This is a genomic window from Streptomyces sp. NPDC043867 (genome assembly GCF_056435845.1).
Genome location: NZ_JBWKDS010000009.1, coordinates 157,288 through 172,555, shown reverse-complemented (window position 1 = coordinate 172,555; position 15,268 = coordinate 157,288). Strand labels below are relative to the sequence as shown.

Genomic DNA, 15,268 nt, shown 5'->3' with positions numbered 1-15,268 from the left:
AGTCTTCGCGGGTCGGGGGCTGTTTCACGTGAAACATCCGGGCTGGAGCCCGGATCTCCCAAGGGTACCGGCCACCCCGAGATCGCAGCCCCGAATACTCTCGGTGGCAGGCCCCGATCACCTCTCCTTAGAGTGGGTGAATGCGCACTGGTGAGCCCCTGCCCACCGTGGGAGAGGTCCTGGCATCCCTCGCGACCGGCCTTTGGCGCTGGGACAACGAGGCAGGTCTGGTGACGCTGGACGCCGAAGCCGCCCGGCTGCTCGGTCTGCCTGCCGAGCCGGCGACGCTCACCGAGGCGGCCGTACGCTCCCGTTTCCACCCGGTCGACTGGAACGAGATCGACGGCATCGTGCAGCTCGCCGTCGCCGAGGGCACCCTCGCCGAGGCCCGCCTGCGGATCATGGACGAGCAGGGGCGCGTGATCCGTACGGTGCGCAGCCGCTCCAGACCGTCGGTCCACCCCGAGACGGGCGAGTACAAGCTGGTCGGCACCCTCCAGGAGGTCAGCGAGCAGCCGCCGGGCGCAGCCGCCCGCACCCCGGTCACCGGGGACTGGCGCCGCTCGCGCGAGGCGTTCCTGCTGGACGCGGGACGCGCGCTGGCGGAGGCGCGGTCGACGGAGGAGGTCCTGCGGGTCGCGGCCGGGCTGTCGATGCCGGGCTTCACACCGGACGGGCTGGCCGTCTTCGGGGCGGAGGCGGACCGGCTGACCATCATCGGCCACCACGGGCACCAGCCGGGTGACGACGGACCGTTCTCCCACATGTCGCTGGACACGGACTATCCGGCCGCGGAGGTCGTCCGCACCGGCCGTGCCGTCTATCTCTCCTCGCCGGAGGACTACAAGGCGCGCTACCCCGCCTCCTGGCCGCTGGCCCAGCACTTCGGGCGCCAGTCCTGGGCGTTCCTGCCGCTGACCTTCGCCGGACGCACGATGGGGGCCTGGATGGCGGCCTTCGCCTATCCGGTCTCGTTCACGCCCGACGAGCGCTCGGTGCTGGCCACGGTGGCGCGGATGCTGGCGCAGGCCCTGTCGCGGGCAGGCGTGGCCGAGTCCGAGCGGGAGCTGACCGACGGCCTCCAGCGCTCGATGCTGCCGACTCTGGGCCCCGAGATACCCGGCATGTCGGTGGCCGCGCGGTACGTCCCCACCGGCGGCGGGCTCCAGGTCGGCGGCGACTGGTACGACATGATCCCGCTACCCGGGGGCACCGCCCGGGCGAAGTCCGGGGGCGGCAGATTCGCCCTGGTCATCGGGGACGTCCAGGGGCACGACGTGCGGGCGGCGGGCCTGATGGGCCAGCTGCGGATCGCGCTGCGCGCGTACGCGTCCGAGGGGCACCGTCCGGACGCGGTGCTCTCCCGCGCCTCCCGCTTCCTGTACGGGATCACCGACTCCGTCGCCCACGGCGGCAAGAGCATGGACCCCCGCTTCGCGACCTGCCTGTACGTCGAGGTGGACCCGGCGACCGGCGTGCTGGACATCGCCCGGGCCGGCCACCCGGACCCCGCGATCCGCATGGCCGACGGGACGGTGCTGACGCGGCCGACCGCCGGCGGGCTGCCGCTCGGCGTCGATCCGGACGCGGACTACCCGACCACCCGGATGGTCCTGGAGCCCGCCGAGACCATGCTGCTGTGCACCGACGGACTGATCGAGACCGGCGGCCACGACCTGGAGACCGGCTGGCGGCGGATCCGCCGGATCCTGGAGGAGCACGACGGCGACATGGAGACGCTGGCCGACTCCCTGGTCCAGGCCGTGCACGGGCCGTCCTCGCACCACACTCCCGGGCCGCTGATCGACCGTCGCGAGGACGACATCGCGGTGCTGCTGCTGTGCCGGCAGGGCGAGGGGTGCGGCTGCGGCGACAACGTCGGCGTCGTACCGCCGCCCCTGCGCCGCACGATGGTCACCGTCGCGCAGGCGGAGCCCGAGCGGGTCGCGGGCGCCCGGCAGCAGCTGCGGGAGCTGCTGCACGACTGGACGTGCGACGACCAGGTCGACTCGGCGGTGCTGATGACCTCCGAGATGGTGACGAACGTCCTCGTGCACACCGACGCGGACGCGGCGCTCGTCGCCCAGCTCACCGGCGAGCCGGGGGAGCGCCGGCTGCGGGTGGAGGTCACGGACGGCAGCGACGACCTGCCGCACAAACGCCGGCCGGGCGAGCTGGCCTCGTCGGGGCGGGGTCTGGTGCTCATGGAGCTGCTCGCCGACGCGTGGGGCGTCGACCCCCGGGGTGAGGGCAAGAGCATCTGGTTCGAGCTCTACGAGTCCTCGGGCCCGTCCGGCGACCCGGTCGCGTTCGGGCCCGACGACCCGTCCGAGGAGCCCGAGGACGTCACCGCGTAGCGCGTACGCAGCTCCGAGAGGACGCCGAACGCGGCCGCCGTCAGCGGTACGGCCAGCAGCATCCCGAGGATCCCGGCCACCGAGGCGCCGCCGGTGATCGCCAGCAGGACGGCCGCCGGGTGCAGCTGCACCGTACGGCTCTGGATGGCCGGCTGGAGGACGTGCCCCTCCAGGACCTGGACGGCGAGGACGACGCCGAGCGCCCACAGCGCGATGACGAAGCCCCGGTCGGCGAGGGCGACCAGGACCGCCACCGCCCCGGAGAGGAAGGCGCCGAGGTAGGGGATGTAGGCGCCCACGAACACCAGCGCGCCCAGCCCGACGGCGCCGGGGACACCGAGGACCAGCAGGCCGACGGTGATGCAGGTGGCGTCGATCAGCGCGATGAGGGTCGTACCGCGCATGAAGCCCTCGACGGCCTCGAAGGCGCGGCGGGCCATGGCCTCGACGGTGTCGGCCGTGCCGTGCGGGGAGAGGGCGCGCAGCGCTCCGGCGGCGCGGTGGGAGTCGCGCAGGAAGAAGAAGACGAGCAGCAGGGCCAGGACTGCCATGGCGAGGCTCTCGCCGACCACGCTGACGCCGCTGATCACGCCGGAGGCGGCGGTCCCGCCGAACTTGCCCAGCAGCTCCCTGGAGTTCGAGGCGACGTCGTCGAGGGAGGTGCCCGCCGCCCCGAAGTGCTCGGCGAGCGAGGTCGCGGCCTGCTTGAGCGAGGCGACGATCTGGTCACCGGTGTCGACGAGGGCGGCGACCACGATGTAGACGGCGCCGCCGACGACCACGACCACCGCGACGCAGGTGAGGCCGGCGGCGAGCGACCGGTTGACCTTCACGTGCACCAGCCGCCGGTACAGCGGCCCGAGGAGCGCCGTCCCGAGCAGCGCGAGCAGCACGGGCACGACCGCCGTCCGCAGTTCGCCGCAGAGCCGGATCCCCACCCAGACGACGCCGGCGACGAGCAGGACCACGACGCACCAGGCGGCCAGCCGCCGGACGCCTTCGGGAAGTAGCTGCACGCTCCCAGCCGATCACGCGGGGGACGGCCTGTCCTCGCGAAGCGGCCCGCCCGAGTGACACGACGTCAGGGACACCCGCCGCGGCGAGAGCCCACCGGGCCGGCCCGGGAACGGCTCACCGGCCGCGGGCGCGGGAACCCCCGGCACGGGCGTGCGGGCGTGGGGAGCCCGTCGTGCGGCGGGAGTTGGGACGCGGTGGGAGTTGCCACGGCCGGGCCGCGGCTAATCTGCACGGGTGACCACCGACCTGACCCTGCTGCCGCGTGTCGCCCATCGCGGACGGGAGGTCACCGCGCCCCGCCTCCGCGGCCTCCTCGCCCTGCTGGCGAGCGACCTGCGCACGGGCTGCAGCACCGAGCGGCTCGTGGCGGGGCTGTGGCCGGACGAGCTGCCCGAGCGCCCGGGAAAGGCGCTCCAGGTCCTGGTGTCCAGGGCGCGGGCCCAGCTCGGCGCCGACGTCATCACCAGCACGCCGGCCGGCTACCGGCTCGCCCTCGCCGAGGACCGGGTCGACAGCTCCGCCCTGCTGCTGCACGCCGCCGCGAGCGCCGGCCGGGCCAGGGCCGGGGACCACGCGGGAGCGCTGGCCGCGGCCGAGGCCGGACTCGCGCTGTGGGAGGGCACCCCTGACGGGGCCGGCGACCGGGACGACCCCGTGGCCGCGCTGCGCGCCGAACGCGCCCCCGTCCGCGGCGCGCTCGTCCGCGCGCGGGCGCTCGCGCTCGCCCGGCTGGGGCGGCACGCGGAGGCGGCCGCGCCGCTGGCCGCGGCCGCCGCGGAGCGCCCGCGCGACGAGGAGGTGCTCGCCGAGCTGCTGCGCGGCGAGGCGGCGACCGCCGGCCCGTCCGCCGCGCTGAGCCGTTACGAGACGTACCGCCGTGAGCTGCGCGAGCAGCTCGGCACCGACCCGGGCCCCGGCCTCAAGGCCGTACAGCGCGAGTTGCTGCGCGGCGAGTCACCGGCCGTACGGCACGGCGTGCCGCACGAGCCGAACCCGCTGCTGGGACGGGACGACGACATCACGGAGGTGGAGCGGCTGCTGCGCGCCTCCCGCGCCGTCACCGTCGTCGGCCCCGGCGGCCTCGGCAAGACCCGGCTCGCGCACGCCGTCAGCCGCCGGGCCGAGCAGCGCGTGGTGTATTTCGTGACGCTCGCCGGCGTCACCGCCGACGAGGACGTGACCGCGGAGGTGGCCTCCGCGCTCGGCGCGGGCGAGGGACGTCCCGGCGCGGTGAGCGGCCACGTCTCCGCCCCGGTGGCCGGCATCCTCGGCGTGCTGGGCTCCGGGCCCGCCCTGCTGGTCCTGGACAACTGCGAACAGGTCGTCCGGGGCGCCGCCGACCTCGTACAGGCCCTCGTCTCGTCCTCGAAGGACCTGCGGGTGCTGGCCACCAGCCGGGCCCCGCTCGGTCTGACGTCGGAGGCGGTCTTCGCGCTGCCCGAGCTGGACCTCGGCACCTCGGCCGAGCTGTTCACGCAGCGGGCCCGGGCCGCCCGGCCCGGAGTGGAGCTGCCGCCGGACGCGGTGGCCGAGCTGTGCCGCCACCTCGACGGGCTGCCGCTCGCCGTGGAGCTGGCCGCGGCGCGGGTACGGGTGCTGTCGGTGCCGGAGATCGCGCGCCGCCTCGGCGACCGGTTCGCGCTGCTGCGCGGCGGGGCGCGGGACGTGCCGGAACGCCACCGCACACTGCACGCGGTCGTGGACTGGAGCTGGAACCTCCTCGACGAGCAGGCCAGGGCGGCGCTGCGCACGATGTCCGTCTTCCCCGGCGGCTTCTGTGGCGCGGCGGCGGAACAGGTCCTCGGCGAGGACGCGCTGCTGCTGCTGGAGCAGCTGGCCGATCAGTCGCTGCTCACCGTCGCCGACACCCCGGCCGGCGTGCGGTTCCGGATGCTGGAGACCGTACGGGAGTTCAGTGCGGCCCGGCGGGCGGAGGCGGGTGAGGAAGAGGAGGCCGTCGGCCGGTTCCTCGCCTGGGCGCGGGACTTCGGGGTCGCGTACCACGACTGGTTCTTCGCGTCGGAATCCTCCCCGGGCTCCCGGCCCGGCCCGCGCGGGGCGGACCCCATCGCGGCCTGGGAGCGGATCAGGGCCGAGCAGGACAACCTCGTGCTGGCGCTGCGGTACGCGCTGGCCCGCACGGACGGTCCCACCACCGCCGCCCTCACCGCCGTCCTGGCCGCCCTGTGGTCCACCGACTCCAACTACCTGCGTCTCGCCGCCCTCGCCGCGGACACCGGCCCGCCGCTGTCGCACTACCACCCCGAGCCCGAGTACGTCGAAGTCGCCCGCGCCGCCGCGGTGTTGTGCACCGCGAGCCTGTTCATGGGCTACGGCCCGCACGTCGTGCGCCAGCTCGTCACCCTCCGGCGGCTGCCCCCGGCACCGCCGGACACCCTGCTGCGCGCCATCGCGACGGTGCTGGGCGCGGTCCCCGAGATGCTGCCTCCCGACTACGACGTGCTGCGCAAGCTCTGCGACAGCGAGCGGCCGCTGCTCGCCGGCATCGCCGAGTGCGTCGCCACCTACGTCTGGGAGTACGAGCACGACATCGACCGCGCGCTCGCCTCGGCCCGCCGCACCGTCGCCGCGCTGGCGCCGGTCGACAACCCGTTCCTCCAGGTCATGGGCCACTCCCGGCTGAGCCAGCTGTACCTGCAGCTGGAGCGGGGCGAGGCCGCGTACGGGCACCTCAGGGCGGCGCTCGAAGCCCTGCCGCGGCTCGGCGACGAGCGGGACACCATCGGCGTCCGCTGGGGTCTCGTCCTCGCCTGCCTCCAGCGCGGCGACCCCGACGAGGCCGAGTACTGGCTGCGGCAGGCGGAGGCCGTCGGCAACCCGCAGAAGGACGACTCCGACAGCGCCGACCTCGGCGGCCGCGCCGAGATCGCCCTCGCCCGGGGACTGACGGAGGTCGGGCTCGGCCTGTGGCGCAGCGCCGTGGAGGGGGTGACCGCAACCGGCTCGCTGTACCGCGGCGATCCCTTCCTCGACCGGTGGGCGCTGCAGATCCAGTCGGCGGCGGTGACGGCGCACGCGCACGCCGGCCGTGTCGGACTGGTCGCGGAACCGGTCGAGCGGCTGCGCCAGGGGCTGCGGATCCTGCTCTCGGCCCCGTCCCACTCGCCCATGGACCTGCCGGTGCTGGGGACGGTGCTGCACGCCCTCGGCCTGGCGCGGCTCGCCTCCGGCGACGCCTCCGCCGTACGGATGATCGCGCTGGCCGGGCGGCTGCGGGTGCTGCGCGACTACCAGCCGACCATGTCGGCGGACCGCGCCCGCGAGGCGGCCGAGCGCGCCGACGGGGCGGCCTACGCCGACGCGGTGTCGGAGTATGCCGCCCTGGAGCGGGACGAGCTGCGCGAGGCAGCCCGCGCGCTCATTTCGGGTCGCGGTTGAACAGCGCCGTCGACCAGCGGTAGCCGAGCGCGGACAGACCGACGCACCAGAGGATCGCGATCCACCAGTTGTTGCCGATCTCGCTGCCGAGCAGCAGGCCGCGCAGGGTCTCGATGGCGGGGGTGAAGGGCTGGTACTCGGCGATCGGCTGGAACCAGCCCGGCATCGTGTCGGCGGGGATGAAGGCGCTGGAGATGAGCGGGAGGAGGATCAGCGGCATCGCCATGTTGCTGGCGGCCTCGGCGTTGGGGCTGGCCATGCCCATCCCGACGGCGATCCAGGTGAGCGCCACGGTGAACAGCGCGAGCAGCCCGAACGCGGCCAGCCACTCCAGCGCCGTGGCGTCCGTGGACCGGAAGCCGATGGCCACGCCGACCGCGCCGACGAGGACCAGGCTGGCGAGCACCTGCAGCACGCTGCCGACGACGTGCCCGATGATCACGGAGCTGCGGTGGATCGCCATCGTGCGGAAGCGGGCGATGAGGCCCTCGGCCATGTCGGTGGAGACGGACACCGCGGCCCCGATCACGGTGCTGCCGATGGTCATCATCAGGATGCCGGGGACGATGTAGGCGATGTACTCGGAGCGGTCGGCGCCGCCGCCGCCGATGCCCGCGCTCATCACGTCGCCGAAGATGTAGACGAAGAGCAGCAGCATCATGATCGGCGTGAGCAGCAGGTTCAGGGTGAGGGACGGGTAGCGCCGCGCGTGCAGCAGGTTGCGGCGCAGCATCGTGTTCGAGTCGCGGAAGGCGAGGGACAGGGCACTCATCGGACGGTCTCCTTGGACGGGCTGGGGACGGTGGTGCCGCCGGTCAGGGCGAAGAACACGTCGTCGAGGTCGGGGGTGTGCACGGTCAGCTCGTCGGCCTCGATGCCGGCCGTGTCCAGCCAGTCGAGGACGGAGCGCAGCTCGCGCTGGCTGCCGTCGCTGGGGATCTGCAGGGACAGCGCCTCGTCGTCGCGGGTGACCTCGCGCAGGGCGGCGGCGGCGGACTGGTAGGCAACCGGGTCGGTGAACCGGAGCCGCACGTGGCCGCCCGGGACCAGCCGCTTCAGCTGGTCGGCGCTTCCCTCGGCGGCGATCCTGCCGTCGCTCAGCACCGCGATGCGGTCGGCGAGTTCGTCGGCCTCCTCCAGGTACTGGGTGGTGAGGAAGACGGTGACGCCGCCGGAGACCAGCTCGCGGATGATCCCCCACATGGTGTGGCGGGAGCGGGGGTCGAGGCCGGTGGTCGGCTCGTCGAGGAAGATGATCCGCGGACCGCCGACCAGCGTCATGGCGATGTCCAGGCGGCGCTTCATGCCGCCGGAGTAGGTGGAGACGGGCTTCTTCGCGGCCTCGGTGAGGTCGAACCGCTCCAGCAGCTCGGCGGTGACGCGGCGGCCCTCCTGCTTGGGCAGGTGGTGCAGGTCCGCCATGAGGAGCATGTTCTCCTCGCCGGTGATCAGGCCGTCGACGGCGGAGAACTGTCCGGTGACACCGATCGTGGCGCGGACGGCGTGCGGGTCGACGGCCAGGTCGTGGCCGCCCACGCGGAGGTCGCCGGCGTCGGCGCCGATGAGGGTGGAGAGGATCTTGACGGCGGTGGTCTTGCCGGCGCCGTTCGGGCCGAGCAGGGCGAAGACGGTGCCGGCCGGCACCTCAGGTCGATGCCGTCGAGGACCGTCTTGTCCCCGTAGGCCTTGCGCAGTCCCTTGGCCGCGATGGCGAGGGAGCGCGGGGTGGTTGTCGTCATGCAGCAGAGAGTGCGGCGGGGCGCATTCAGCGCGGTTTCACACCGGTTTCACCACCGCGGAACCGGGCTCGCCCCGGGGGCCCGAGGAAGCGCCGCGGAACCGGGGCTTGCGCCGGGCCCGGAGGCCGGACCGCCGACGCTCCGCGAGGACCGGGCGGAGGCGCCGACACTGCGCGAGGACCCAGCGGACGAAGCGCCGACCCTGTGCGGGGGCCGGGCGGACGTCGCCCCGGCCCTCCGCGGAGGACCCGACGGACGAGGCACCCCCGCCCCACAAGGACCCGGCGGACGAAGCACGGCACTTCGCGAGGGCCCGGCGGACGGACCGGCGGCATGTGGCAGGGGCCAGCGGCGGAGCGCCGACCCTCGCGGAGGGCCCGGCGACGAGAACCTCCGCCCCGCGAGGACCCGGCGGACGAAGCGCCGGCGCTTCGCGAGGCCCGGCGGACGTCGCCCCGGCGCTCCGCGAAGGGCCAGCGAACGAAGCACCCCCGCCCCACGAGAACCCGCCGGGCCTCGCCCCCACCCCGCAAGCACCCGGCGGGCCCGCCCCGCCCCGCCAAGAGGGCCCGGCGGCCTCGGCCGTCGCGCCCGATGCGGACAGCGAAACGCGGACGAGCCCCGCCGTGTCAGGGCGGGGCTCGTCCGTGCAGAGGGCTCCGCCCTGGCGGGGCCGAAGCTCGTCCGGGTGGGGCGGTCCCGCCGGATCAGGCGAGGCCCGGCCACGCAAGGTGCCGGCGGGTTCTACAGACCGCCCTCGGACATCCCGTGCACCGCCGGGATCGTGCCCAGGCGGCCCTTCTGGAAGTCCTCGAACGCCTGCTGGAGCTCGTCGCGGGTGTTCATCACGAAGGGGCCGTAGTGGGCCATCGGCTCACGTATCGGCCGGCCGCCGAGGATCACGACCTCCAGGTCCGGCGTGTTCGCGTCCTGCCGCTCGTCCGCGCGGACGGTCAGCGCGGAACCGGCGCCGAAGACGGCGGTCTGGCCGCTGCGGACGGGACGGCGCTCCGCGCCGACGCTGCCGCGCCCGGCGAGCACGTACGCGAGGCCGTTGAAGTCCTCGCGCCACGGGAGCGTCAGCTCGGCACCGGGCGCCACGGTCGCGTGGATCATGGTGATCGGCGTGTGCGTGATGCCGGGGCCCTCGTGGCCGTCCAGCTCACCGGCGATGACCCGCAGCAGCGCGCCGCCGTCGGGGGTGGTCAGGAGCTGGACCTGACCGCCGCGGATGTCCTGGTAGCGGGGGGCCATCATCTTGTCCCTGGCCGGCAGGTTCACCCACAGCTGGAGCCCGTGGAAGAGACCGCCGGACATGACGAGCGACTCCGGCGGCGCCTCGATGTGCAGCAGGCCCGCGCCGGCCGTCATCCACTGGGTGTCGCCATTGGTGATGGTGCCGCCGCCACCGTTGGAGTCCTGGTGGTCGAAGATCCCGTCGATGATGTACGTGACGGTCTCGAAGCCGCGGTGGGGGTGCCAGGGGGTGCCCTTGGGCTCTCCCGGCGCGTACTCCACCTCACCCATCTGGTCCATCATGATGAACGGGTCGAGGTGCCGGTAGTTGATCCCGGCGAACGCCCGGCGCACCGGGAAGCCCTCGCCCTCGAAGCCACTGGGCGCGGTCGTCACCGTGAGTACGGGACGGGCCACGGCGTCGGCGGGCGCGACCACACGGGGAAGGGTCAGCGGGTTCTCGACGGTCACTGCAGGCATGTCGGGTACCTCCTTGGCTTCGAGATTAGTTGATTATTGAACTTTCTGCCACCCGCAACGACGGACGCCCGGAGGGCATTCCCTCCGGGCGTCGGTCATGAGTGGGGCACGTCAGCGGCGCACCAGGGCCGCCGGCGAGCAGGCGTCAGCCGTACATCCGGCGCATCGCGAAGTCGACCATCTGCTCCACGGCCTTCGCGTCGAAGACCATGCGGTGCTCGCCCTCCATGTCGAGGACGAAGCCGTAGCCCGTCGGCAGCAGGTCGATCACCTCGGCGCCGGTGATCACGAAGTACTTGGACTCCTTGCCCGCGTACCGGCGCAGCTCCTTGAGCGAGGTGAACATCGGAATCACGGGCTGCTGGGTGTTGTGCAGCGCGAGGAAGCCGGGGTTGTCGCCGCGCGGGCAGTAAACCTTCGAGGTGGCGAAGATCTGCTGGAAGTCCTCGGCGGCCATCGACCCCGTGGTGAAGGCGCGGACCGCGTCCGCGAGGGAGGGCGGGGACGGCTCGGGGTACAGCGGCGGCTGCTGGCCGTAGCCGCCGGGCATCTGCTGCTGCGGCGGGGCGTACTGCTGCTGAGCGCTCGCGTTCTGGTCGTAGCCGTACATGCCGCAAAGACTACTGAGTCACAGATGACCCACCCGGGGTTGCGTCTTATTACCGACGGGTAGCATCATCGTAGGTACTTGCTGGTATGTGTAACGAGGCTGCTAGTTCTCCGGCCTCCCCTATCCCTTACGGAGCCGTCGCCATGGGGCACTACAAGTCGAATCTCCGCGACATCGAGTTCAACCTCTTCGAGGTGCTCGGGCGCGACAAGCTGTACGGCACCGGCCCGTTCGAGGAGATGGACACCGACACCGCCAAGAGCATCCTCGACGAGCTGACCCGCCTCTCGGAGAACGAACTGGCGGAGTCCTTCGCCGACGCCGACCGCAACCCGCCGGTCTTCGACCCCGAGACCAACACGGCGCCCGTCCCCGCGAGCTTCAAGAAGTCCTACAAGGCCTTCATGGACTCCGAGTACTGGCGTCTCGGGCTGCCCGAGGAGATCGGCGGCACCACCGCGCCCCGTTCCCTGATCTGGGCCTACGCGGAGCTGGTGCTCGGCGCGAACCCGGCGGTCTGGATGTACTCCTCCGGCCCCGCCTTCGCGGGCATCCTCTTCGAAGAGGGCAACGAGGTCCAGAAGCACATCGCGAAGATCGCCGTCGACAAGCAGTGGGGCTCCACCATGGTGCTCACCGAGCCGGACGCCGGCTCGGACGTCGGCGCCGGCCGCACCAAGGCGGTCCAGCAGGAGGACGGCTCCTGGCACATCGAGGGCGTGAAGCGCTTCATCACGTCCGGTGAGCACGACATGTCGGAGAACATCCTCCACTACGTCCTCGCGCGTCCCGAGGGCGCGGGCCCCGGCACCAAGGGCCTGTCCCTCTTCCTCGTGCCGAAGTACGAGTTCGACTTCCAGACCGGCGAGCTGGGCGAGCGCAACGGCGTGTACGCCACGAACGTCGAGCACAAGATGGGCCTCAAGGCGTCCAACACCTGCGAGATGACGTTCGGCGACCGCCACCCCGCCAAGGGCTGGCTGATCGGCGACAAGCACGACGGCATCCGCCAGATGTTCCGCATCATCGAGTTCGCCCGCATGATGGTCGGCACGAAGGCCATCTCCACGCTCTCCACGGGCTACCTGAACGCGCTTGAGTACGCCAAGGAGCGCGTCCAGGGCCCCGACCTGGCGAACTTCATGGACAAGACCGCGCCCAAGGTCACCGTCACGCACCACCCGGACGTGCGCCGCTCGCTCATGACGCAGAAGGCGTACGCGGAGGGCATGCGCGCCCTCGTGCTGCACACCGCCGCGATCCAGGACGAGATCCAGGTCAAGGAGGCCGCCGGCGAGGACTACGCCGCCCTGGAGGCCCTCAACGACCTGCTCCTGCCGATCGTCAAGGGCTACGGCTCCGAGAAGGGCTACGAGCAGCTCGCCCAGTCCCTGCAGACCTTCGGCGGCTCCGGCTTCCTGCAGGAGTACCCGATCGAGCAGTACATCCGCGACGCCAAGATCGACACCCTGTACGAGGGCACCACCGCGATCCAGGGCCAGGACTTCTTCTTCCGGAAGATCGTCCGCAACCAGGGCGCCGCGCTGAACTCCCTCGCCGAGGACATCAAGAAGTTCCTGGCGCTCGGCACCGGCGGCGAGGAGCTGTCCGCCGCCCGCGAGCAGCTCGCCAAGGCGGCCGTCGAGCTGGAGGCCATCGTCGGCCTGATGCTCACCGACCTCGCGGCCACCGAGCAGGACGTCAAGAACATCTACAAGGTCGGTCTCAACACCACCCGCCTGCTGATGGCCTCCGGTGACGTCGTCGTCGGCTACCTGCTCCTGCGCGGCGCCGCCGTGGCCGCCGAGAAGCTCGAGACCGCCTCCGCCAAGGACAAGCCCTTCTACACCGGCAAGATCGCCGCGGCGAAGTTCTTCGCCGCCAACGTCCTGCCCGGCGTCACCGGCGCGCGCAAGCTCGCCGAGGGCGTCGACCTGGACCTGATGGAGCTGGACGAGGCCGCCTTCTAGGCCCGCGGACCGGCCGGGGGACCACCCCGGCCACCGCCGTCCGACCCGCCGGGGGTACCTCCGGCGCATCCAGGCAGGCCAGGGCGTACGGCATCCGGGCGGTCGCCCGGTCGTCCGGAAACAGGCGGACCGTGACCGGATTCCGACCCTCCGGTCAGGTGTCCGCCCTTCACATCCCCCTCACGAGGGCCCGCTCCCACTCCCGGGAGCGGGCCCTCGTGCGTCGTTAAGGTGAACCCCATGCGCACACCCTCCCGCTTCGACCGCGGCCACACCGACGACCTGATGACCTTCCTGGCGGCGACCCCGACGCCGTACCACGCCGTGGCGAACGCCGCGGAGCGGCTGGAGAAGGCCGGATTCCGTCAGGTCGCCGAGACCGACGCGTGGGACGGGACCTCCGGCGGCAGGTTCGTGCTGCGCGGCGGCGCGATCATCGCCTGGTACGTCCCCGAGGGTGCCGCGCCGCACACCCCGTTCCGGATCGTGGGCGCCCACACCGACTCCCCCAACCTGCGGGTCAAGCCACTGCCCGACAGCGGCGCCCACGGCTGGCGCCAGGTCGCCGTCGAGATCTACGGCGGCCCCCTCCTCAACTCCTGGCTGGACCGCGACCTCGGCCTCGCCGGGCGCGTCTCGCTGCGCGACGGTACGACCCGGCTGGTGAACCTCGACCGCCCGCTGCTCCGCGTCCCGCAGCTCGCCATCCACCTGGACCGCTCGGTGTCCTCCGAGGGCCTGAAGCTGGACAAGCAGCGCCACCTCCAGCCGATCTGGGGTCTGGGCACGCCCCGCGAGGGCGACCTGATCGCCTTCGTCGAGCAGGAGACGGGCCTGGCCGCAGGCGAGATCACCGGCTGGGACCTGATGACCCACTCCGTCGAACCCCCCGCGTACCTGGGCCGCGACGGAGAACTCCTCGCGGGCCCGCGCATGGACAACCTGCTGTCGGTGCACGCCGGCACCGCCGCCCTCGCCGCGGTGTCGACCGCCGGCGAACCGTCCCACATCCCCGTCCTCGCCGCCTTCGACCACGAGGAGAACGGCTCCCAGTCGGACACCGGCGCGGACGGCCCGCTGCTCGGCGGCGTCCTGGAGCGCTCGGTGTTCGCCCGCGGCGGTACGTACGAGGACCGGGCGCGCGCCTTCGCCGGCACGGTCTGTCTGTCCTCCGACACCGGGCACGCCGTCCACCCCAACTACGCGGAGCGGCACGACCCGACGCACCACCCCCGCGCGAACGGCGGCCCCATCCTCAAGGTGAACGTCAACAACCGCTACGCGACCGACGGTTGTGGCCGGGCCATCTTCGCGGCGGCCTGCGAGAAGGCCGGCGTTCCCTTCCAGTCCTTCGTGTCCAACAACGCCATGCCCTGCGGCACCACCATCGGGCCCATCACCGCGGCCCGGCACGGCATCACGACCGTCGACGTCGGCGTGGCCATCCTCTCCATGCACAGTGCGCGTGAACTCTGCGGTGCGGAGGACCCGTTCCTGCTGGCCAACTCCCTCGCGGCGTTCCTGGAAGGGTAGTCGGCATGTCCGCGACGGTCCCGGGTATCCGGAGGTGACCCGAAGACAAGCCGAATCGGCTACAGGAGGCGACACCCCATGGGCCTGGGCGGGTGCATCATTCTGATCGCCGTTGGTGCGATCCTCACATTCGCGACCGACTGGGACATGAAAGGGGTCAACCTCGATCTGGTCGGCATCATCTTCATGATCGCCGGTCTGATCGGCGTGGCGGCGTTCAGCAGCATCGCCAAGCGCCGGCGCATGGTCGTGCCGCCCGCCGCTCCGGTGGTCGAGGAAGACCGGCGCCACGGCGGCTACAGCGACGGCTACGGCGCCTGAGAGGGCCCCGATCCGGCGCGAGCCGCCACCTGAGACGGCCCGGCGGGCGTCCCTTCCCCCGGGGACGGCCGTACGGGCCACACACCGCACACCGAGCACTCCGAAGGCGGTCATGGCACGAGGAGTGCCGGGTGTGGGGGCAGTACGCGGGGAGGACGGACCACCGTCCTCCCCGCAGCCATGTGCAGGACCCCCTACGGTCACGCTGCGTGTCCGAAAGTCCCCCGGATGCGCACGTGTCGTGACGGAGGCATGCTCGGATTCAGGCAGGGGGGTCACTGCAAGGGAGCAGTTCCATGGCACGAGAGTCCGGTGAATCCATGCGCGAGCCCGGTATGCGTGAGCGCGAAGGGATAGGCGCCCCCGAGGGCGTGCAGGAACGCAGGCGCGACCGCGAGAACCCGCGGGACCCCGAGGGACGGCGTGACCGCCGGGTCCCGCGCGACCCGGAGGGCATGGAGGGCACGGAGGACAGGGACCGCCGGGAGCGGCGCGGTTCGGACGCCGGGATGCCCGGCTCCGGCGACCGTGAGCGCGCCCGGGGCGACCAGCGCGCCGCCGAGGACGACGACGAGATGTGGGCGGACGGCTACCGGTAACCCGTAG

General features: G+C 72.7%; 10 protein-coding genes and 1 pseudogene. 6 read left to right on the top strand and 5 right to left on the bottom strand.

The features are described from left to right. Positions 1-140: 140 nt before the first annotated feature. Positions 141-2,357, top strand: coding sequence for a SpoIIE family protein phosphatase (locus AC069T_RS11955; protein ID WP_478782595.1), 2,217 nt, complete (start codon positions 141-143; stop codon positions 2,355-2,357). On the opposite strand, the gene AC069T_RS11950 is transcribed toward AC069T_RS11955, so the two are convergent. Further along, positions 2,273-3,373, bottom strand: coding sequence for an AI-2E family transporter (locus AC069T_RS11950; protein WP_478782594.1), 1,101 nt, complete (start codon positions 3,371-3,373; stop codon positions 2,273-2,275). The two genes, AC069T_RS11955 and AC069T_RS11950, sit on opposite strands and share 85 nt — an antisense overlap. Before the next feature lie 235 nt (positions 3,374-3,608). Here AC069T_RS11950 and AC069T_RS11945 point away from each other — a divergent pair, with 235 nt between their 5' ends. After that, on the top strand, positions 3,609-6,773 hold the full coding sequence (locus AC069T_RS11945; protein WP_478782593.1) for an ATP-binding protein: 3,165 nt from the start codon (positions 3,609-3,611) through the stop codon (positions 6,771-6,773). On the opposite strand, the gene AC069T_RS11940 is transcribed toward AC069T_RS11945, so the two are convergent. The 4 genes and pseudogenes from AC069T_RS11940 to AC069T_RS11925 all read right to left on the bottom strand — a co-directional run bounded on the left by AC069T_RS11940 (position 6,754) and on the right by AC069T_RS11925 (position 10,838). After that, positions 6,754-7,545 carry an ABC transporter permease gene (locus AC069T_RS11940; protein ID WP_478782592.1) on the bottom strand — a complete coding sequence of 264 codons (792 nt, stop codon included), beginning with the start codon at positions 7,543-7,545 and terminating at the stop codon, positions 6,754-6,756. The genes AC069T_RS11945 and AC069T_RS11940 overlap by 20 nt on opposite strands. Then, positions 7,542-8,512, bottom strand: a pseudogene (locus AC069T_RS11935) (ATP-binding cassette domain-containing protein). Before AC069T_RS11935 ends, AC069T_RS11940 begins: the two are co-directional and overlap by 4 nt. A 744-nt stretch (positions 8,513-9,256) precedes the next feature. Continuing rightward, positions 9,257-10,228 carry a pirin family protein gene (locus AC069T_RS11930; protein ID WP_478782591.1) on the bottom strand — a complete coding sequence of 324 codons (972 nt, stop codon included), beginning with the start codon at positions 10,226-10,228 and terminating at the stop codon, positions 9,257-9,259. Positions 10,229-10,373: 145 nt separating this feature from the next. Continuing rightward, a complete protein-coding gene (locus tag AC069T_RS11925) occupies positions 10,374-10,838 on the bottom strand; it encodes an SseB family protein (RefSeq protein ID WP_121405079.1) in 465 nt (154 codons plus the stop codon). A 143-nt stretch (positions 10,839-10,981) separates the two neighbouring features. Between AC069T_RS11925 and AC069T_RS11920 the strand changes: the two genes are divergently transcribed. The 4 genes from AC069T_RS11920 (at position 10,982) to AC069T_RS11905 (ending at position 15,261) form a co-directional block, all read left to right on the top strand. Then, the gene (locus AC069T_RS11920) at positions 10,982-12,808 is read left to right on the top strand and encodes an acyl-CoA dehydrogenase (RefSeq protein ID WP_478782590.1); all 1,827 of its coding nucleotides are present in this window, start codon (positions 10,982-10,984) and stop codon (positions 12,806-12,808) included. Positions 12,809-13,048: 240 nt separating this feature from the next. Next, positions 13,049-14,341 (top strand): M18 family aminopeptidase, encoded by a 1,293-nt coding sequence (locus tag AC069T_RS11915; RefSeq protein ID WP_478782589.1) that lies wholly within the window; start codon positions 13,049-13,051, stop codon positions 14,339-14,341. Between the two features lie 78 nt (positions 14,342-14,419). Further along, positions 14,420-14,662 (top strand): hypothetical protein, encoded by a 243-nt coding sequence (locus AC069T_RS11910; protein WP_358850860.1) that lies wholly within the window; start codon positions 14,420-14,422, stop codon positions 14,660-14,662. Positions 14,663-14,958: 296 nt separating this feature from the next. Beyond that, positions 14,959-15,261, top strand: coding sequence for a hypothetical protein (locus AC069T_RS11905; RefSeq protein WP_478782588.1), 303 nt, complete (start codon positions 14,959-14,961; stop codon positions 15,259-15,261). Positions 15,262-15,268 lie beyond the last annotated feature (7 nt).